General features: G+C 69.3%; 19 protein-coding genes. 9 read left to right on the top strand and 10 right to left on the bottom strand.

The window, feature by feature from the left end; all coding sequences use genetic code 11:
* The first annotated feature begins 106 nt into the window (after positions 1-106).
* The 3 genes from ACFVDI_RS17875 to ACFVDI_RS17865 are packed head-to-tail and all read left to right on the top strand — an operon-like array spanning position 107 to position 1,029.
* On the top strand, positions 107-283 hold the full coding sequence (locus ACFVDI_RS17875) for a DUF4244 domain-containing protein (RefSeq protein WP_378907438.1): 177 nt from the start codon (positions 107-109) through the stop codon (positions 281-283).
* A gap of 3 nt (positions 284-286) precedes the next feature.
* Positions 287-661 (top strand): TadE family type IV pilus minor pilin, encoded by a 375-nt coding sequence (locus ACFVDI_RS17870; protein ID WP_378907435.1) that lies wholly within the window; start codon positions 287-289, stop codon positions 659-661.
* Entirely contained in the window at positions 658-1,029 is a 372-nt protein-coding gene (locus ACFVDI_RS17865) for an Rv3654c family TadE-like protein (RefSeq protein ID WP_378907432.1), read from the top strand. Before ACFVDI_RS17870 ends, ACFVDI_RS17865 begins: the two co-directional genes overlap by 4 nt.
* Here ACFVDI_RS17865 and ACFVDI_RS17860 read toward each other — a convergent pair.
* On the bottom strand, positions 1,026-1,328 hold the full coding sequence (locus tag ACFVDI_RS17860) for a hypothetical protein (protein ID WP_378907430.1): 303 nt from the start codon (positions 1,326-1,328) through the stop codon (positions 1,026-1,028). The two genes, ACFVDI_RS17865 and ACFVDI_RS17860, sit on opposite strands and share 4 nt — an antisense overlap.
* Positions 1,329-1,343: 15 nt before the next feature.
* The gene (locus ACFVDI_RS17855; RefSeq protein WP_378907426.1) at positions 1,344-3,656 is read right to left on the bottom strand and encodes a DEAD/DEAH box helicase; all 2,313 of its coding nucleotides are present in this window, start codon (positions 3,654-3,656) and stop codon (positions 1,344-1,346) included.
* A gap of 182 nt (positions 3,657-3,838) precedes the next feature.
* Here ACFVDI_RS17855 and ACFVDI_RS17850 point away from each other — a divergent pair, with 182 nt between their 5' ends.
* Together ACFVDI_RS17850 and ACFVDI_RS17845 are read left to right on the top strand one after the other, a co-directional pair.
* A complete protein-coding gene (locus ACFVDI_RS17850; RefSeq protein WP_165109518.1) occupies positions 3,839-4,174 on the top strand; it encodes an anti-sigma factor antagonist in 336 nt (111 codons plus the stop codon).
* Between the two features lie 183 nt (positions 4,175-4,357).
* Positions 4,358-5,836 (top strand): methyltransferase, encoded by a 1,479-nt coding sequence (locus tag ACFVDI_RS17845; protein ID WP_378907424.1) that lies wholly within the window; start codon positions 4,358-4,360, stop codon positions 5,834-5,836.
* Here ACFVDI_RS17845 and ACFVDI_RS17840 read toward each other — a convergent pair.
* Positions 5,784-6,524, bottom strand: coding sequence for a hypothetical protein (locus ACFVDI_RS17840; protein ID WP_378907421.1), 741 nt, complete (start codon positions 6,522-6,524; stop codon positions 5,784-5,786). The genes ACFVDI_RS17845 and ACFVDI_RS17840 overlap by 53 nt on opposite strands.
* 316 nt (positions 6,525-6,840) lie before the next feature.
* Here ACFVDI_RS17840 and topA point away from each other — a divergent pair, with 316 nt between their 5' ends.
* Positions 6,841-9,564, top strand: a complete 2,724-nt coding sequence (topA, locus tag ACFVDI_RS17835; protein ID WP_378907418.1) for a type I DNA topoisomerase — start codon at positions 6,841-6,843, stop codon at positions 9,562-9,564.
* Between the two features lie 160 nt (positions 9,565-9,724).
* Here the strand turns inward: topA and ACFVDI_RS17830 are convergent, their stop codons facing one another.
* The 7 genes from ACFVDI_RS17830 to ACFVDI_RS17800 are packed head-to-tail and all read right to left on the bottom strand — an operon-like array spanning position 9,725 to position 14,817.
* The gene (locus ACFVDI_RS17830; protein ID WP_378907415.1) at positions 9,725-10,162 is read right to left on the bottom strand and encodes an HIT family protein; all 438 of its coding nucleotides are present in this window, start codon (positions 10,160-10,162) and stop codon (positions 9,725-9,727) included.
* Positions 10,163-10,174: 12 nt separating this feature from the next.
* Complete coding sequence (locus ACFVDI_RS17825) at positions 10,175-11,200, bottom strand: ion channel (RefSeq protein ID WP_378907413.1); 1,026 nt, start codon at positions 11,198-11,200, stop codon at positions 10,175-10,177.
* A complete protein-coding gene (locus ACFVDI_RS17820) occupies positions 11,200-12,771 on the bottom strand; it encodes a polyamine aminopropyltransferase (protein WP_378907410.1) in 1,572 nt (523 codons plus the stop codon). Before ACFVDI_RS17820 ends, ACFVDI_RS17825 begins: the two co-directional genes overlap by 1 nt.
* A complete protein-coding gene (locus ACFVDI_RS17815; RefSeq protein WP_328528322.1) occupies positions 12,768-13,190 on the bottom strand; it encodes a DUF350 domain-containing protein in 423 nt (140 codons plus the stop codon). Before ACFVDI_RS17815 ends, ACFVDI_RS17820 begins: the two co-directional genes overlap by 4 nt.
* 25 nt (positions 13,191-13,215) lie before the next feature.
* Complete coding sequence (locus ACFVDI_RS17810; RefSeq protein ID WP_328528323.1) at positions 13,216-13,698, bottom strand: DUF4247 domain-containing protein; 483 nt, start codon at positions 13,696-13,698, stop codon at positions 13,216-13,218.
* Complete coding sequence (locus ACFVDI_RS17805) at positions 13,691-14,203, bottom strand: DUF2617 family protein (RefSeq protein WP_378907406.1); 513 nt, start codon at positions 14,201-14,203, stop codon at positions 13,691-13,693. The genes ACFVDI_RS17810 and ACFVDI_RS17805 overlap by 8 nt, the downstream gene beginning before the upstream one ends.
* Entirely contained in the window at positions 14,200-14,817 is a 618-nt protein-coding gene (locus tag ACFVDI_RS17800; RefSeq protein ID WP_378907403.1) for a DUF4178 domain-containing protein, read from the bottom strand. Before ACFVDI_RS17800 ends, ACFVDI_RS17805 begins: the two co-directional genes overlap by 4 nt.
* Before the next feature lie 215 nt (positions 14,818-15,032).
* Here ACFVDI_RS17800 and tmk point away from each other — a divergent pair, with 215 nt between their 5' ends.
* From tmk to ACFVDI_RS17785, 3 genes are read left to right on the top strand one after another with little or no spacing between them, the layout of a single operon-like run.
* Positions 15,033-15,683: a dTMP kinase gene (tmk, locus tag ACFVDI_RS17795; protein WP_378907400.1), complete on the top strand. Its 651-nt coding sequence runs from the start codon at positions 15,033-15,035 to the stop codon at positions 15,681-15,683.
* Entirely contained in the window at positions 15,680-16,840 is a 1,161-nt protein-coding gene (locus ACFVDI_RS17790; protein WP_378907397.1) for a DNA polymerase III subunit delta', read from the top strand. The genes tmk and ACFVDI_RS17790 overlap by 4 nt, the downstream gene beginning before the upstream one ends.
* Positions 16,837-18,345, top strand: a complete 1,509-nt coding sequence (locus ACFVDI_RS17785) for an alpha/beta hydrolase (RefSeq protein ID WP_378907395.1) — start codon at positions 16,837-16,839, stop codon at positions 18,343-18,345. The genes ACFVDI_RS17790 and ACFVDI_RS17785 overlap by 4 nt, the downstream gene beginning before the upstream one ends.
* Positions 18,346-18,609: the final 264 nt, after the last annotated feature.

The raw sequence follows: 18,609 nt of genomic DNA, 5'->3' as shown, positions 1-18,609 counted from the left end.
CGCGTTTTCCACAGCCGGCGACAAGGCGGTCGCGAATGTCGGTGGAGCGGGTCATTGTCGTCCGTGAACGGCCGTACGGACGGCCATCGACCAGAGGAGACCAACCATGACCAAGGCACATCTTCACAGGAACGAAAAGGGGATCACGACGGCTGAATACGCCGTCGGCACGGCGGCCGGCGCGGGGCTCGCCGGCCTGCTCTACAAGCTGCTCACCGGCGGTTTCGGCAACGACCTGCTCAACAGGCTGTTCCAGCACGTGCTCAGTCTCCTGGGGATCTGAGCCGTGGTCCGTGGACAGCGCGGCGAGCGTGGGGCCGCCACCGCAGAGCTGGTGATGGCCATCCCGCTCCTGGTGGCCGTGACCATCGGGCTGGTCTGGTTGCTGTCGGTGGGAGCGGCACAGATCCAGGTGGTCGACGCGGCCCGGGAGACTGCGCGTGCTGTCGCCCGGGGCGACGACAGCGGCTCTGCCGCCGCCCGCGGGCGGCGGGTCGGACCTGCGGGCACCCAGATGAGGGTGAGCGCAGGCGCGGAGGAGGTCGTCGCCTCGGCCCAGGCCCGGGTCACCGGACCCGGCGGGATCTTCAGCTGGATGCCGGGCGTGACCGTGCGCGGCGAGGCGGTTGCCGCAACCGAGGCAATCCAGGGAGAGCGGTGAGCGCGGTCCGGACCTCGCGGGGCGAACGCGGGTCGGCGGCGCCCTTCGCGATCGGTGTGATCGGGCTGCTGCTCTTCCTCGGTGCGGCGCTGGGTGTGGTGGGCGCGGTCTTCGTGGCCCACCGCACGGCCCAGTCCGCAGCCGATCTGGCGGCGTTGGCAGGAGCCAACGCGCTTCAGATCTCCGAGGACGCGTGTGCGGCGGCATCGGCTGTCTCCGAACGGAACGACGCCACCTTGGAGTCGTGTGTGACCGCGGGAGAGGACGTCACCGTCACGGTGCGGGTCGAGGGCCCGCGCTGGCTCGGCCAGCCGGGAGATCCGGTGGCCGAGGCGAGAGCTGGGCCGGCGGAGACCCCGCCGGACTAGGCCTGGCTCTCGTCCTTCGACTCGGGCGTGGCCTCCTGCAGCGACTGGGCCAGCTTGCGCAGGTCGCGCTTCTCCTTCATGTTCTTCGCCTGGAGCTTGCCGCCCCACTTCGTGAGCCAGAGGCCGAAGAGGAGGAGTACGCCGGCGACGAGGCCGATCACGAAGATCGTGGTCCCGCCGACCGGGAGACCGAGGAGAGTGGCGGTCGGATCCTCGAGGTCACCGTTGCCGGTGGTGAAGAGGCCGAGAACGATGAGAGCTGCTGCAACGACGATCAGCACGAGGCCCAAGATCAACATTTCCCCAGGGTAGGCCTATTTCTGGAGGAGGAGACGCAACAACACGATCGCGCCCTGCTTGTCGAGGGGATTGTTCTGGTTGCCGCACTTGGGCGACTGCACACAGGAGGGGCAGCCGTCGTCGCACTCGCAGGCTTCGATGGTCTCCAAGGTGGCACCGAGCCACTCCCGCGCGGCTCGGAAGCCACGTTCGGAGAACCCGGCACCGCCGGGATGGCCGTCGTAGACGAAGACGGTGAGCATGCCGGTGTCCGGGTGGGATGCGGTGCTGACGCCACCGATGTCCCAGCGGTCGCAGGTCGCGATCAGCGGGAGCAGGCCGATCGAGCAGTGTTCGGCGGCGTGGGCGGCACCCGGGATGTCCGCATCCTCCAACCCGGCGGCCTCGAGGGCCGACGCGGGCACGGTCCACCAGACCGCAGACGTGCGCAGCCTACGTTCGGGCAGTTCGAGGAGCTCCTCGCCCAGCACCTCGCCGCTCGGCTGCCGCCGGCGCAGGAAGGAGACGACCTGGTGGGTGACGTCGACGTCGCCGTAGGCCAGCCGGCTCTCTCCCCAGGCGACCTGCTCCCGCTCGGCGACGATCGAGATCTCGGTGATCTCCCGGGCAGAGGTGGAGTATCCGGGGTCGTCGCGGGAGATCACCGCGACGTTCTCCTCCAGGTCGAGCTCGTGCACGAGATAGGTCTCGCCGCGGTGGACGTAGACGGCGCCGGCATGTGCGCTGGCGTGCGAGCTCGCAGCGTCGACCGTGCCGACGACCCGGCCGGTCTCGGCCTCGATCAGCTGCACCTGGGACCCGCCGGAGGAGCGGATGTCGGCGAGATCCGCGGCACGCCGGCGGTCGGTCCAGTACCAGCCACGAGGCCGCTTGCGCAGAAGCCCCGAGGCGACCAGGTTGTCCACGATCTCGCGCGCGCCCGGTCCGAAGAGCGGTAGGTCCGGCTCGGTGAGCGGAAGCTCCTGAGCGGCGGCGCAGAGGTGAGGTCCGACGACGTAGGGATTGGCCGGGTCGAACACGGTCGCCTCGACCGGCTGACCCAGCAGCGCGTCCGGATGGGTGACGAGGTAGGTGTCCAGCGGGTCGTCGCGGGCGACCAGGATGCCGAGTGCGTCGCCGGCGCCACGTCCGGCGCGGCCGAGCTGCTGCCAGAAGGCAGAGCGCCTGCCGGGATAGCCGGCCAGTACGACCGCGTCCAGCCCGCTGATGTCGATGCCGAGCTCGAGGGCGTTCGTCGCCGCCAGCCCCAGCAACTCGCCCGACCGCAGTGACGCCTCGATCGCTCGGCGCTCCTCGGGCAGATATCCACCGCGGTAGGACGTCACCCGTCCAGGCAGCGACGGATCGACCTCGGCCAGCTCGGTGGCCGCGGTCATGGCGACCTGTTCGGCACCGACCCGGGAACGTACGAAAGCCAGGGTGCGTACGTCCGAGGAGACCAGGTCGGCGAGGAGATCGGCGGTCTCCGCGGAGGCTGCGCGGCGCACGGGCGCGCCGTTCTCGCCGGCATGAGACGTCAGCGGCGGCTGCCACAGCGCGATCGAGAGCTCGCCGCGCGGTGAGGTGTCGGCGGTCACCGGCAGCACCGGGAGGCCGATGAGCCGCTCGCCGGCGGTCGCCGGCTCGGCGACCGTCGCCGAGGCCAGGATGAACGTGGGTGAGGAGCCATAGAGGGCACAGATGCGGCGAAGCCGGCGCAGTACGTGTGAGACGTGCGCCCCGAAGACGCCGCGGTAGTGATGGCACTCGTCGATGACGACGTAGCGCAGCGACCGGAAGAAGGCCGTCCACCGCTGGTGTCCGGGAAGCAGCGACCGGTGCAGCATGTCGGGGTTGGTCAGGATGTACTCGCCGTAGTCCCGCGCCCAGTCCCGCTGCTCCCGGGTGCTGTCGCCGTCGTGGGTCACCGCGCGGACATCGACGCCCAGGTCCCTTAGCCCGGTGAGCTGGTCCTGGGCGAGTGCCTTGGTGGGCGCGAGGTAGAGGACGCCGGCGCCGCGCTCACCACGTGGACCGCGTCCGTCTCGGATCGCGGTCAGCGCGGGCAACTGATATGCCAGCGACTTCCCGGAGGCGGTGCCGGTCGAGACGATCACGTGGCTGCCGTCGTGGGCGGCCTCGGCGGCCACCGCCTGATGCTGCCACGGACACCGGATCCCGCGGCCGATCAGGGCCTCGACCACATCGGGCGATGCCCAGGCCGGCCAGTCGGCGAAGACGGCTTCACGGGGCGGAACCTGCTCGAGGTGAGCGAGTCGGTCCTCGCGACCCGGGACGGCAGCGAGTCGGCGTACGAGATCACCGGTCGCAGTCGTCAACACCTTCATATTCTCCCAGAATCCTGGTGGGCGTCACGCTTGCGGCCCCGCTTCTGCCGCATGACGTTGCGAGTTTCTTGCGCGCATCCTGGTGAGGCGTGGTTACATTACGATCGACTCCGGGTATCGGACGCGAGGATGCTCGATACCGGAGTCGGTTGTCTCACGTTCCTTGGCAGGAGAACTTCGAAGTGGATCTGACGCTTGCGACTCGCGAGCTCGACTCGGCCACCGTCGTGGCCGTGGGCGGCGAGATCGACGTCTATACCGCGCCGAAGCTGAGGGACAAGATCACCGAGCTGGTTGCTCGGGGTCACTACGACATCGTCGTCGACCTCGAGGCCGTGGAGTTCCTCGACTCGACCGGCCTCGGCGTCTTGGTCGGAGGACTGAAGAAGGTCCGCCAGCACGACGGCATGCTGCGTCTGGTCTGCACCCAGGAGCGGCTCCTCAAGATCTTCCGGATCACCGGTCTCGCCAAGGTCTTCGACATCCACGCCAGCGCCGAGGGCGCGGCAGCGGGCTGACCCAGTATGAGCTCACCCGGGGAGGTGGAGCCTGCTGCGCGCCGCGATACGCATGTCCTGGCGGCGTTGCCGCCGCTCGATGGCCAACCCCGGGCCGTCTTCGCAGCGCCGCCTTGCCAGGCCACGCGTCTCGCGGCGCTCGCGACGGCCCCAGCTCCCCGCGTGATCTCATAGGCTCCAGGTGTGAGTGACCTCCCGCACCGGCTCCGTGACGCCCTCCAGCAGGCCGACTTCTCCTACGACTCCGTTGCCGAGCTGCTCGGCCCGATCGCCCACGCCGCGCTCAGCCGCAACGAGACGCTGCCAGGCAGGCGACGCACCCACGGAGGCTCCCCGCTGGAGACCCTCATCCGGCTCTTCCTGCTGCAGACGACCGTCTCGCTCGACCACGCCGAAGCGGCTCTCCCCGGGCTGGTCGACCGGCTCGCCGTCGAGGGGATCCTCGAGCAGTCGGTCGGCGAGGTCGCGGCCCGCCTCGACGTGCGCCCGTACGCCACCGATGACACCGCCCTGTGGGTCGTCTCCGATCTCACGCCGGGGCTCGACGGCGGCCCGCAGCGCGTCGGCCCCGAGCACGTGCTCGGGATCAGCCCTGCCTCCACCTCGCTCGCACAACTGACGATCCGTGACCAGGTCGGCACCGCCCTCGACCTCGGCACCGGGTGCGGCGTGCAGGCCCTCCATCTCGCCACCCACAGCGATCGGGTGGTCGCGACCGACGTCAACCAGCGAGCCCTGTGGATCACCGCGTTCAACGCCGCGCTCAACGACGTGGCGGACCGGATCGACGTACGCAACGGGTCGTTCTTCGAGCCGGTCGCCGGCGAGCGCTTCGACCTGATCGCGACCAACCCGCCGTTCGTGATCAGCCCGGCAACCGGCGAGCGCCTCGTCTACCGCGACTCCGGCCTCCCGGGTGACCGGGTGGTCGAGGACATCGTCAAGACGGCTCCCGGCATGCTCACCGAGGGCGGCTGGTGTCAGATCCTGGGCAACTGGATCATCTCCGAGGAGCAGCCCTGGGACGACCGCCTCGAGGGCTGGCTCGGCGACGAGGTCGACGCATTCGTGGTCCAGCGTGAGGTGCTCGATCCCGCGGCGTACGTAGAGCTCTGGCTCAAGGACTCCGGCCACCACGGCGCCGAGGACTACCTGACCCGCTACGACACCTGGCTGTCGTGGTTCGAGGAGCAGAAGATCGAAGGCGTCGGGTTCGGCTGGATCAACCTTCACCGCACCGGCGCGAGCAACCCGAAGCGAGAGCTCCTGGAGTGGCCCTACGACGTCGAGCAGCCGATCGCCCCGGCGATCAGGGCATGGGGCCAGGCCGCCCGCGTCGAGGTCACCGAAGACTCCACGCTGGTGCTCGCCGAGGACGTCCAGCAGGAAACCCTCGGCCAGCCCGGCGCCGAGGACCCGAGCACCGTCATCCTCCGTCAGCAGCGTGGCCTACGCCGCGCTCGCCAGGCCGACACCATCGAGGCGGCCTTCGCGGGCGCCTGCGACGGCGACCTGGCCGTCGGCCAGATCCTCGACGCGCTCGCGCAGATCCTCGACCGCGACCCCGCGGTCGTGCGCAGCAGCTATCTGCCGATCGCCCAGGAGCTGGTCAGCGAGGGCTTCCTCCGTCCCGCAGGAGGCACGCCTGGTCCCGGAGCCTGATCAGTCGTCGGCGCACGCTCGAGACGAGCAGGTCCGGGTAACCCAACGGCTCGAGGTCGGGAAGGTCGCGCATGCCCCAGGGCCGCTGCGTCTGCCACGGCCAGAAGCCACGGAGCGCGGCCGCCAGCTGTTTGCCGTAGGCCGTGGGCATCCGCTTCAGGCCCAACCGCTCCTTGAGCGCGGTCGCGGTGACCAGGCCGTTCGGTCCGGCGAGCCCGTTGGCGCCCAGGATGGTCCACACGATCCCGGCGGCAACCTGAGTCGGCTGCGTGGGTCGGTCGACGACCAACGGGTCGATCTCCCACAGCCGCAGCAGCGCCCGCCGCAACGCGAAGCCCACCTCCGCGGTCGGGAAGTCGGCCGCGATGTCGTCGAGCAGCTCGGCCACCGCCTCCAGCTGCGTACGCCCCGCCGCATCCTCCACGAGAGGCAGGTCCAGGCCGTCCTCGACCAGCGGTGCGGCATCGAGCGCGGTGACCGCCTCGTGGCCGCCGCACAGCGCGGCCAGCCAGTCCAGCGCCACCTCGTGTTCGGGACGCGCCGGCGTGGCCGGCCGGGTCAGCTCGGCCTCCAGGCGCTCCAAGATCGCGTTGGTCCTGGTGAGCAGCTGGGCACACTCGGAGCAGACCAGGTGCTCCGGGGGCGTGGCCAGATCCTCGATGTAGTCGGTGTATTCGGTGTCGATCATCAGCAGAGACCTCTCGGTTCGGATGGGTCTCGCCGTCCTCGACGGACACCTTACGGACGACCACCGACAGAATCGGTGGGGCGACTTCCGGGGGTCGTCGCGGTGACCACGATGAGACACGGATTTCACGCTCCCACTCCCGAGCGTGCTAGGTATTGTCATCGCGGCGCCCAAGGCAACACGCCATGTTGTCCGAGAGCACAGTGCCGCATGAACCGCGGTGACTGGACCCATGCCGGCTGGAGACACGCGCTAACGTGTCTCGCCAGAGCTTGTCAGTGGTGCCAGGCTCTGCTGCAGTGAGATAAGGACGTCAGTGGCACACAAGTTGGTGATCGTCGAGTCCCCGGCGAAGGCTCAGAAGATCGGCGGATACCTCGGACAGGGGTATGTCGTCGAGGCATCCGTCGGGCACATCCGCGACCTTCCGCAGAGCGCGGCAGACACCCCCGCCAAGATCAAGGACAAGCCGTGGGGGCGCTTCGGCGTCGATGTCGACAACGGCTTCACCCCTTACTACGTCGTGCCCAGCGACAAGAAGAAGCAGATCGCCAAGCTCAAGTCGCTCCTCAAGGACGCCGACGAGCTCTACCTCGCCACCGATGAGGACCGCGAGGGTGAGGCGATCGCCTGGCACCTCCTCGACGAGCTGAAGCCGAAGAAGGACATCCCGGTCAAGCGGATGGTCTTCCACGAGATCACCAAGCCGGCGATCCTGGCCGCTGCCGAGAACCCCCGTGAGCTCGACATGGACCTCGTCGAGGCCCAGGAGAGCCGCCGGATCCTGGACCGCCTCTACGGCTACGAGATCTCCCCGGTGCTCTGGAAGAAGGTCATGCCCCGGCTGAGCGCCGGGCGGGTCCAGTCCGTCGCCACCAGGCTCGTCGTCGACCGTGAGCGCGAGCGGATCGCGTTCCGCACCGCCTCCTACTGGGATCTGGCCGGCACCTTCGACGCCGGCTCCGACCACGACCCGCGGATGTTCCCGGCCAAGATCACCTCGATCGACGGCAACCGCGTCGCCCGCGGCACCGACTTCGGCCCCGACGGACTGCTGAAGAGCGACAAGGTCGTCCACCTCGACCGCACCCGCGCCGAGGCTCTCGTGGCCGCTCTCGACAACCAGACCTACGAGGTCCGCAGCGTCGAGTCCAAGCCCTACAAGCGCAGCCCCTACGCCCCCTTCCGCACCACCACGATGCAGCAGGAGGCCAGCCGCAAGCTCGGGATGAGCGCGTCGACCACGATGTCAGTCGCGCAGCGTCTCTACGAGAACGGCTTCATCACCTACATGCGTACCGACTCCACCACCCTGAGCGGCGACGCCATCAGCGCCGCCCGCGCTCAGGTCCGGGAGCTCTACGGTGCCGAATACCTGCCCGACTCCCCGAGGACGTACGCCTCCAAGGTCAAGAACGCGCAGGAGGCCCACGAGGCGATCCGGCCCGCCGGTGACTCGTTCCGGACGCCTGCGCAGACCGGACTCACCGGCGACCAGTTCCGCCTCTACGAGCTGATCTGGATGCGCACCGTCGCCTCCCAGATGAAGGACGCGGTCGGCAACTCGGTCGCGATCCGCCTCGGCGCCACCGCGACCACGGGCGAGGACGTGGTCTTCTCCGCCACCGGTCGTGTGATCACGTTCCACGGCTTCCTGAAGGCGTACGTCGAGGGCACCGACTCCGCCGACCAGACCTCGGACGACCAGCAGACCCGGCTTCCGAACCTCGCCGAGGGTGACACGGTCAACGCGGCCAGCATCACCGCCGACGGTCACGAGACCAAGCCCCCGGCCCGCTACACCGAGGCCACCCTCGTCCGTGAGCTCGAGGAGCGCGAGATCGGTCGCCCGTCGACCTACGCGAGCATCATCCAGACGATCATCAACCGCGGCTACGTCTTCAAGAAGGGCACCGCCCTGGTGCCCGCCTGGGTCGCGTTCTCGGTGGTCAGGCTGCTCGAGGAGCACTTCCCCCGGCAGATCGACTACCGGTTCACGGCGAGCATGGAGGAGACCCTCGACGAGATCGCCAACGGCCGCAAGGACATGACCACCGAGCTCGGGGAGTTCTACTTCGGGTCCGAGCGGGTCAAGGGCATCAAGCCGCTGGTCGACGGTCTCGGCGACATCGACGCCCGCGAGCTGGCCACCTTCCCGGTCGGCAGCCCGGAGTCCGGGGTCAACCTCCGGGTCGGTCGCTACGGTCCCTACATCGAGGGCCCCGGCGACGACGGCACCCCGTTCGCGGTGCGTGCCAACGTCCCCGATGACCTGCCTCCCGACGAGCTCACCCTGGAGAAGGCCAAGGAGCTCTTCGCAAACCCGGCCGGCGAGGAGCTGAACCTCGGCGTCCACCCCGACACCGGGCTCACCGTCGTCGCGAAGAGCGGCCGGTTCGGTCCCTACGTGACCGAGCAGCTCCCCGAGGACGCCAAGAAGGGCGCCAAGCCCCGCACCGCCAGCCTGTTCAAGAGCATGAACCTGCAGACCATCACGCTCGAGGACGCGGTCAAGCTGCTGACCCTGCCCCGGGTCGTCGGCACCGGTGCGGACGGTGAGGAGATCACCGCGCAGAACGGCCGCTACGGGCCCTACCTGAAGAAGGGCACCGACTCCCGCACGCTGAGCTCCGAGGACCAGCTGCTCACGATCACCCTCGAAGAAGCCGAGCAGATCTATGCCCAGCCGAAGCAGCGTGGCCGTGCCGCAGCCAAGCCGCCGCTCAAGGAGCTCGGCCCCGACCCGGTCTCCGGGCAGCCGATGATCGTCAAGGACGGTCGCTTCGGTCCCTACGTCACCGACGGTGAGTACAACGCCACCCTCCGGGCCGCCGACGACCTGGAGACCCTGACCGCCGAGCGCGCCGCTGAGCTCCTCGCCGAGAAGCGCGCCAAGGGCCCGGCGAAGAAGACGACCAAGCGGACGACGAAGAAGACCGCCAAGAAGTCCACGGCGAAGAAGTCCACGGCGAAGAAGTCGACCGCGAAGAAGTCCACGGCGAAGAAGTCGACCAAGAAGGCTGCGGCGAAGAAGTCCTAGCCCGTACGCCGCGGTCCGGCCGCCCACGTGACAGAACCCCGCCATGGCGGGGTTCTGTTGTTGTCCGAGGGTTCGGCAAGGAGCATTTTCCCGCCATGGCGGGAAAATGCCGCTGTCTGACGTCTGAAGGCCCGCACAACCCCGCCATGGCGGGAATCTGTCAGCCGAGAGCTCCTTGTAGCTCTCCCGCCAGCCGGTCCCGTTCCGCATCCGTCAGCCACTGGGTCTCGTCGTCAGTGAGGTAGCCGAACACGTTCGGGCCTTTGAGGTCGACCGGCTGGTCTGCCATCCGCGGCACCAGGTGCACGTGCAGGTGCTCGTAGCCTTCGGCTTCAGAGAATTGCATGACGTACGTTTTCACACACCCGGTCACGGCACGCAGCGCTCCAGACAGCGAGCCGAGCAGGGTGCCGAGCTCGGCGTGCGCGTCGGCGGGCAGTTCGTCGAGCGCGGTGACGTGCCGGAGCGGCGCGAGAACCAACCGGCCGGGAAGTGTGACGTTGAAGGCGTGGCCGACCCGCCAGTGCTGCGTACGGACGATCGATTCGCGCAGCGGCAGCGACTCGAGGGCGCTGTTGCGGCAGTTGTAACAGTCCATCGCGAGGTCCCGTCAGCCGAGCGCCCCGGCGACCTCGTCGTAGTCCAGCCGGTCGGAGGCGATGTAGAAGACCCGGGCGCCGGGGGTGACGGGGAGGTCCCACGGCGGGCTGACCTGGATGCCGTCGAGCGTCCGGACGGCCAGGAGCGTGGCACCGTGCCCACGGCCGAGTGCCCCCTGCCAGACCTCGACGGTCGCAGACGCAGCACCGGAAGGCACGATGAGCGAGTAGGTGCCCTTGCCGCCTGCGGTGGCGAGCTCCTGGTAGACCTCGGCGATCCCGGGGTCGCTGAGCTCCTCGGCGATCAGCTGGGTGTTGTGCCACTGGACGCAGTGGACGGTGGTGTCGATGCGGAAGATCGTGCGCTGCACCCGCAGGTCACGCAGCGCCACGATGGTGTGCACCGAAGGAGCGGAGGTGTGGGCGGCGACGGTGAGCGTGACCGCCTCGTTGTCGTCACGCGCGTCGATCAGCACGCTGTGCGCGCCGGACAGCCCCGTCCGGCCGAGCACGGAGAGGTCGGTGAGGTCGCCGCGTACGAAATGAAGGCGTTCCTCCCCGGCCAGCGGGTGCTCGGAGAGCTGGTCCTCCCAGGTCGCGAGCACGACCTCCCGTTCAGGCTCGGAGAGCAGCTCGGCCAGGAGCCGTTCGGTGCGCCCGGCGGTGTAGCCGAGCAGCACGATGTGGCTTCGTCCGCTGAAAGAGATCTCTCCACGCATGCGGCGTCCTTTGGCGTTCTCGATGATTGCCGAGATCCGGCTGAACAAGATGGCGAGGGTGGTGATGGAGCCGAAGACGACGTACGCCCCGACGAACCGGCCGCCGGTCGTCTCGGGGAAGAAGTCGCCGTAGCCGACGGTGGTCGCGGTGACCAGGAACCACCACCAGTAGTTGGCGGGGTGCACGATGTCGCTGCCCGGCTGGGCCAGCGCCATCGCGATCCAGCCGGTGACGAAGACGAAACCGATGATCGCGAGCGGGAGCACCCAGGCGGAGTGTCGCGAGGTGCGCCGGACGAGTCGGATGAGGAAGTACATCAGTAGCCCACCCACCCTTGCCGGGCGTAGTCGAGGATCGCCGGGTCCAGTATCGTCGTCACCGAGGTCGGTCGCTCGGCGCGGTCCGGCGGGAACGACGAGGCCGCCGCGAGCACGGCGTCGCTGGCGTAGCGGAGTCCGCCCGGCGCCTCGTCGTCGAGGGCGAGCTCGGGGGCCGACCCGTCGCGGGAGGCGAGGACGTAGCCCCAGTTGCCGAAGGAGGGCACGTCCGCCTGGTAGGGCGTGGTCCGGTAGCCGGCCTCGGCGAGGGTGTGCCGTACGGACCAGAAGGCGTCCGGCGCGAAGAACGGGCTGCCCGACTGCACGACCAGCCGCCCCGCCGGAGCCAGCAGCCGCGCGATCATGCTGTAGTTCTCGACCGAGTAGAGCTTGGCCAGCGCGGTCGAGTCGGGGTCCGGGAAGTCGGCGACGACCACGTCGAACGGCGCCCCCGAGTAGTCCCGGACCCAGGAGAACGCGTCGTCGGCGACGTACGTCAGTCGGGGGTCCTCCAACGACCCCGACGTCAGCGACGAGACCGGATCGTAGGAGCGCGCCAGCGACACCACCGCCGGGTCGAGATCGACCAGCGTCACCGACGACACCGACCGGTAGCGCAGCACCTCGCGTGCCGCGAGCCCGTCACCGCCGCCGAGGATCAGCACCCGCTGGTGGGGTCCGTTCATCGCCGGATGGACGAGCATCTCGTGATAGCGATACTCGTCCAGGGACGAGAACTGCAGGTCACCGTCGAGGAAGAGGCGTACGTCGTCGAACTCCGGCCCGAACGGAGCGCCCCGGGTCACCACGATCTCCTGGTAGTCCGAGCGCTCGGCGTGGATGATCGGGTCGCGGTAGAGCGCCTGGCGGGCGCTGAGCTCGAAGGAGTCGGCCATCACCGCTGTGGCGCCGAGCGCGACGGCGAGAGCGCCGCAGACGGCCGTGACGACCCCTCGACGCTGCCGGGTCCCGGCGAGCGCGACCCCGACCGTCCAGGCGGCGAGCACGTTCAGGGCAGCGGTGGCCACGGTGCCCACCAGCAGCCCCAGGGTCGGGAGCAGCACGAACGGGAACGCCAGTCCGCCGATCAGCGCCCCCACGTAGTCGACCGCGTTGATGTCGGCGACCGCCAGCGAGGCCTGCTGCCGCCGCAGCCGCTGGAGGAGCTCCATCAGCAGCGGGATCTCGGCACCCACCAGGGCACCGATCAGGAACGTCACCAGCAGCATCATCGGTGTGTAGAGATGCAGCCACGCGAACGAGGCGTACAGGGCCGGCACCGAGGCGCCGCCGACCGCGGCGAGCGCGATCTCCACGGCCACGAACGCTCGCAGCGGCCGCGCGGTGAGCGGCTTGGCGAGCACGGCGCCGACGCCCATCGCGAACATCGACACCGCGATCACCAGCGACGTCTGCGCGATCGAGTTGCCGAGCAGATAGCTTCCCAGCGTCACCAGGGCGAGCTCGTAGACCAGCCCGCACGCCGCGCAGACGAACACCGCCGCGAGGACGAGCAGCCGGGCCGCTCGTCCCGCGGGCAGCGCAGGCAACGAAGGGAGCGACAGACTCACGTGATCGAGGCCGCCACGATCACGCCGACGGACAGCTGCACCGCGACCGCGACCCAGATCGCCGGGTCGTCCTTGTCGTCGGTCATCAGCTCGCCGAGCCGGCCCGGGGTGAGCAGGTCGAGGATCACGAACGCGACCGCGAGCAGCGCGATCCCGACGAGCCCGTACGCAGCGGTCTCGGCGAGGCCCTGGAGGGTGTCCGCCTCCGCGGTGTAGATCGAGGTGGCCACGATCGTGGCGATCGCCACGACCGAGGAGCCGAGCAGCAGCGCGGGGTCGCGGCGGTGCTCCACGAAGATCAGCTGGCCCAGCTTGCCGGGCGTCAGCAGGTCGATCACGTAGAAGCCGATCACCAGCAGAACCAGCCCGAGGGCGGCGAAGGCGACGGTGGACAGCAGTCCGCTCATGAGGTCAGTCATCGATTCATCTCCAGGTCTGAGGTGGTCACTTGCCGAATCCGCTGCCGCCGCCGCGGAAGGAATCACCGCTGCTGCCGCCACTGCTGTTGCGGCCGTAGTAGCTGTTCCAGCCCCACAGGCCGATCACGGTGCTGTGGTGCCGGTAGCCGCGGTCGTACTCGTAGAGGGTGATCGTCGATCCCGACGGCGTACGCGGCTCCACGACCACCAGCCAGTCGTCGTCGTAGCGCAGGTAGTGGCTGGAGCCCTCGGCCCGGTTCTCGTCGGCGTCGGTGCCGCTCGCGATCTGGTTGGCGACCGAGGACACCGAGCCGTCGTCCTCGAAGACGATGCCGGCATCGCTGTCGGGGTCGGAGCCGCTGACGTGGTCGAAGTTCTTGCGCAGGTACTTCTCGGGGCTGTTCCCGTCGCCCGACACGGCGATGGCGATGATGATGGCGAGCACGACGCACACCGCGACGATCGCCCATCCGATCAGCTTGCGGTTCGGGCCGTTCGATTCAGACACTTGCGCCCTCCTCGGGCCGGTAGCTGGTGACGGTGGCGACGATCTCGCCGGTCTGTGGGTAGGTGTGCCAGGTGCTCCACGAGATCTGCTGCTCGCCGAGCTCGTCGAGCGCCAACGCGGTCACCGCGTGTGGGTCGCCCGGGAAGTGCGCGACCACGGCGTCCGTACGTCCCTCCAGCCGCTCCACGAGCTCTGATGCCCGCTCGGCGAGCTCGTCGGGATCCAGCCTGGCGACGTGTGAACCGAGGCTGTACCCACCCTCCGCGTGCGCCGCGGGAAGGAACGTGGCCTCGGCGATCCCGCACGCGACGGTCTCGTGCAGGAGCGGGCGGTCGTGGCGGCGTACGACGACCTGGTGGCTGGCGCCCAGGACGCTCAGCGTGACGGTCAGGCCGTCCCCGAGGTGCACCGAACGAGAAGCCAGGGGAGTGCAGGCGACCGGTGCGAGGGTCCAGCGCAGGGTGTCTCCGCGTACGTCCGCGAACGGGACGTCGAGGAGCGTCACTCGTCGTCCAGGGTCGCGGGCCGGTCGGTGGAGGGGTAGACGGTCAGCTCGAACGGCTGCAGCACCTCGCCGAGGGAGGGCTCCCAGTTGCTGCCCCACTTCTCGAAGCCGAGCAGCTTGCCGTCGACCGACTTGTAGTCGGCGTACTCGGCCGTGCCCGACGGCGCCGTGCCGGTCGCGCCGGTGGCGGTGAAGGCCGCCGAGCCCTTCTCCTGCAGCCGGTAGGCGACGCCACCGACGATGACGTCGCGGTCACCGACGGTGCCCTGCTCGATGTCGCCGAGCGGGATCGCGTGCCACAGCGAGACCTCGAAGCTCTCGTCGTCCTCGATCGAGAGCCACTTCTTGCCCTCGGCGTCGTCGAGCATGTGCTCGGTCCAGCGGTAGCCGTGCTCGTCGAAGTCGATCCGCCCGCGGACGAACCAGTTGTGGCCGAGGTATTCGACGACGTCACCGTTGCGCACCTGGCGCAGCTGGTCGGAGGCATGCTTGTGCTGGTCGCCGATGAAGTCGTCGGGCTCCCGCTGCGCCGTCGGCTGCTGCCTGCTCTTCCAGAGCAGATAAGCCGCGACCGCGAGCGCGGCCAACAGCAGGACGATCAGGACGTAGATCACCGGAAAACTCCTTGGGTCAGCGTGAGGACGACCCGAACCTTAACCTGGTGCTGCCGCCTTCGACAGCCTCAATCGCCGCACCCGCGGGCGGCGTACCTCGGGCTTGTCGGTCCCACCCCGTAGGTTGGGCTCGTGAACGAGCGTCAGCGAGTGAACCATGGAGTCATCACGCAGCCGCGTCCGTATTCTGGCGCTTGCGCTACGGAGGTGGCTGCGTGAAGTTTCCGGGTGTCTATGCAGAGCACGGCGTCTTCGTGTGTTTCGAGGGCGGCGAGGGCTCGGGCAAGTCGACCCAGTCGCGGCTGCTCCACGAGGCGTTGACCGCCCGCGGCCACCGAGTCCTGCTGACCTTCGAGCCGGGGGACACGGCGGTGGGAAAGGACGTACGCCGCATCGTGCTGTCCCCGGAGACCGGTGATCTCGACGACCGCACCGAGGCGCTCCTGTTCGCCGCCGACAAGGCCGAGCACATCGAGTCGATGGTCCGGCCGGCGCTGGAGCGGGGCGAGGTGGTGATCACCGACCGCTACGTCGACTCGATGCTCGCCTACCAGGGCGCCGGCCGGGTGCTGGACGCCGCACAGCTCGAGGAGGTGGCGCGGTGGGCGACCGCCGACCTGCGCCCCCACCTGACCGTGCTGCTCGACCTGGACCCGACGGCGGGGTTCACCCGGTTCGCGGAGCGCGATCGGATGGAGCAGGAGTCGGCCGAGTTCCACCAGCGGGTGCGCGCGGCGTTCGTCGCGCTCGCGGAGCGCAACCCCGAGCACTATCTGGTGCTGGACGCCCGTGCCCCGGTCGAGGAGATCCACGCCGCGGTGCTGGCGCGGCTCGAGCCTCTTCTCGCCCAGGCGGTGACGGTATGAACGTCGCCACCACCTCCGTCTGGGACAACCTGGTCGGCCAGCGCCACGTCATTCCCACGTTGCAGACCGCCGCCGCCGGACACGGCATGACCCAGTCGTGGCTCTTCACCGGGCCGCCGGGCTCGGGACGGTCCAATGCCGCGATCGCCTTCGCCGCCGCGCTCCAGTGTCCCAACGGCGGCTGCGGCCAGTGCCACGAGTGCCACACCGTGCTCACCGGCAGCCACGCCGACGTCAACCTGGTCCGCACCGAGAAGCTGACCCTCGGGGTCGACGAGATCCGCGACCTGGTCCGCCAGTCCGCCCTGACCCCGGCCGGAAGCCGTTGGCAGATCCTGATCATCGAGGACGCCGACCGGCTCACCGAGCAGGCGAACAACGCCCTGCTCAAGGCGGTCGAGGAGCCCGGCGCCCGCACGGTGTGGATGCTCTGTGCGCCGACGGTCGAGGACGTCCTCCCGACCATCCGTTCCAGGTGCCGCCTGGTCACGCTGACCACCCCGACCGCGCCCGACGTCACCGCCTTCCTGCAGCGCACCCTCGGAGTCGACGAGGCAAGAGCGGCCTATGCGGCGCGCGCGAGCCAGGGACACATCGGTCGCGCCAAGGCGCTGGCCCGCGACGACGACACCCGGCGCCGCCGTGAGCAGGTCGTCGCCTACCCGGCCAAGCTGAGGAGCCTGGCCGACGCGCTCCGGGCCGCCGGCGAGCTGGCCGCGGTCTCGAAGGAGGAGGCCGACGCGGTCACCGCCGATCTCGACGCCCGGGAGAAGGCCGACCTCGACGCCGGCTACGGCGTGGTCGAACGGGGCCGCCGGCCGCGGGAATACGGACCGGCACTGGCCGCGCTTGAGAAGGACCAGAAGCGCCGTGCGACCCGCCGCCACCGTGACGTGATCGACCGTGGGCTGATGGACCTGGTCTCCGTCTATCGCGATGCGATCACTCTCGCCGCCGGTGCACCGGTGACGCTGGTCAACGAGGAGCACCGACGCGAGGTCGAGCAGATCGTCGCGTCCTCGACACCCGAGCTCAACCTGCAGCGCATCGGCGCCGTCTTCGAGGCCCGTGAGCAGCTGCTGGAGTTCAACGTCCAGCCCCAGTTGGTGCTGGAAGCCATGATGGTGGCGCTGCTGCCGCCCGGAGGAGATCAGTGAACCGCAAAGCCGCTCTCGTCGTGATGTCCGCGCTCGCCCTGACGGGCTGTGGAGGCGGTGGCGGCACCCCGGATGCCGACCGGGTCAGTCCGAGCGCCGAGGCGACCGCGGCCCCCGCGGAAGGGTTGCAGACCTTCTACAGTCAGAAGCTGGACTGGAAGAAGTGCAACGGCGCCTTCCAGTGCGCGACCCTCGAGGTCCCGCTCGACTACTCCGACCCGACCGGCCGCACCATCGACGTCGCGGTCATCAAGGACCCGGCCAACGAGAAGAAGATCGGCTCGCTGGCGATCAACCCGGGCGGTCCCGGCGGGTCCGGCATCGACTACGCGCTCTACAACAACCAGTCCTTCAGTCCCGCGGTCCGAGACTCCTACGACATCGTCGGCTTCGACCCGCGCGGTGTCGGTCAGAGCACCGCGGTCGACTGCCTCGACGACGAGGCGCTCGACGCCTACGTCGCGGTCGACCCCGACCCGGACACCCCCGCCGAGGAGAAGGCCTACGTCGACAGCGGCGTCCAGATGGCCAACGGCTGCGCCGCTCAGAAGGACGGCATCTCCGCCCACGTCAGCACCGTCGAGGCGGCCCGGGACATGGACGTGCTCCGGGCTGCGCTGGGTGAGGACCAGCTCGACTACTTCGGTGCCTCCTACGGCACCCAGCTCGGCTCGACCTACGCCGAGCTCTACCCCGACCGGGTCGGCCGGTTCGTGCTCGACGGCGCGATCGCCCCGGGCCTGAGCGTGCTCGACGCCAACCTCGCCCAGGCGAAGGGTTTCGAGGTCGCGCTCCGCTCCTACGTCGAGAACTGCGTCGACGAGAGCAGCTGCTTCCTCGGCGACACCGTCGACGACGGCGTCGAGCGCGTCCAGAAGCTGATGGCCGACATCGACGCCGAGCCGCTGCCCGCCGGCGACCGTGAGCTGACCGCGGGCAACGCCCTCTACGGCCTGATCACCCCGCTCTACGTCGAGTCCTACTGGCCCTACCTCACCGACGCCCTCGAGGCGGCGCTGAAGGGCGACGGGTCCCAGCTGATGAGCCTGTCGGACAACTACGCGGGCCGTGACCCAGAGGGTGGCTACCTGAACAACACGATGGAGGCCAACTGGGCGATCAACTGCCTCGACGACTCCTCCGGCCTCAGCCCGGAGGACGTACGCAAGCAGCTGCCCGCCTTCGAGAAGGCCGCTCCGACCTTCGGTGCCGCCCTCGCCTGGATGCTCAACGGCTGCGCCGCCGAGAAGTTCAAGGCCACCGAGCCCGAGCCGGAGATCGACGCCGAGGGTTCCAACCCGATCGTCGTCGTCGGCACCACCCGTGACCCGGCCACTCCCTACGAGTGGGCCGAGGACCTCGCCGAGGCCCTCGACGCTGGCGTACTCGTCTCCCGCGACGGCGACGGCCACACCGGCTACATGCAGGGCAACGGCTGCGTCGACGACGCCATCGACGACTACCTGGTCGATGGCAAGGTCCCCGACGACGGCCTGGAGTGCTGACCCCGTAGGCCGAGCCGTCACGTACGTCGGTCGAGACGTCACCCGCGCCGCTCGAGTGGTCAGTCCGCTGCCAATTCGAGCGACGCCCGTGACGTCTCGACATGCGCTTGTCTGTTGTTTCCCCGCATGTACCCGAAGTGGGGATTGTTCTCGTCGTGCCCGGCCGGCGAGTCTCTCGACCCAGAGGATCGTTCTCGAATTTTCACCTCGAGAAGAAGGGTCACCAAGCCACCTCGGCCAACGACCGCGACAACGACGGCTACG

Source organism: Nocardioides sp. NPDC057767 (assembly GCF_042798275.1).
Lineage (GTDB): Bacteria > Actinomycetota > Actinomycetes > Propionibacteriales > Nocardioidaceae > Nocardioides.
Note: the sequence above shows the minus strand (reverse complement) of the source record. Positions and strands in the feature narration are given on the sequence as shown.